The sequence below is a fragment of the Endozoicomonas atrinae genome (genome assembly GCF_001647025.1).
Classification (GTDB): domain Bacteria; phylum Pseudomonadota; class Gammaproteobacteria; order Pseudomonadales; family Endozoicomonadaceae; genus Endozoicomonas; species Endozoicomonas atrinae.
This window is the reverse complement of record NZ_LUKQ02000633.1, coordinates 1-920: the sequence shown is the minus strand read 5'-3', so window position 1 is coordinate 920 and position 920 is coordinate 1. Positions and strand designations below refer to the sequence as shown.

At 53.9% G+C, this 920-nt stretch carries 1 protein-coding gene; it reads left to right on the top strand.

Annotation, left to right across the window (positions count from 1 at the left end; all coding sequences use genetic code 11):
* Positions 1-920: hypothetical protein (locus AK963_RS34145; RefSeq protein ID WP_202969944.1), on the top strand; the 920-nt coding region annotated here is incomplete at both ends.

Here is a 920-nt window from a genome sequence, read left to right as displayed (position 1 = left end):
CCAATTTTCGTCATACCGCAGAGCATACGATATAACTGCATTGTGGAAACCAGCCTGCCGCTGGACGCCGAACTGATCGGGCTAGACCCGGTGCGTTTACCACCGGATGGCAAGGTGCCCATTTTCAGAGCAGGCGACATCGTGGTGATCAGCCACACCAGCAGCACCGATGCCGCTACCCCTACCGCAGGCCAGGTTATCAACCTGAGCCGTGACCATCAGGCCGAAATAATAGTGGAGGACAGCACCGGTGTGTTATTGAAAGCGGATCAATACACCACCGACCGGGAAGCCGGAACCATTACCTTTGCAGACCCACTGAGCCTGATAGACGACCAGAGCAACCCACTGACCGCCCCCTTTACCATTAAAGACCGAGTGGAGCACATGAGCGTCCTGAGCGACGTTCAGATCAACGGTGATCTTTCCATTATTGCCCCAGTGCCCTGGAACTTACCCGCCAGCGAAACAAGCATCAGCAGCGCCGTGGTTTATGGAGACCTGCAAGCCCGGGTAAAAGATTTTTTCAGCCAGAAAGTATGGGACAACGGTGATCCGAACTGGACAGATAACCGGATCGGTGACCAGACCACCGCCCAATTCAACACCATTAACTATCCCGTCGAAGTGACCAACAAGGGAGCTATCTATGGAAAGTGGGCAATTATTTTCACCAGTGGCTCAGCGTTCCAGATCGTAGAGGAAAAGCTCGGGATTATTGATACCGGGAACACTGCTGCAGATTCAGCCCCCATCAACCCGGAAACGGGTGTGCCTTATTTCACGTTGAGAGCCGCAGGCTGGGGAAGTGGTTGGGCAGTGGGCAACGCTATCCGATTTAATACCGATGGCTGCCTTGCTCCGGTTTGGATTTGCCGAACCGTACTCGCCGGACAAGGCACCGAAACCAATGATGATTT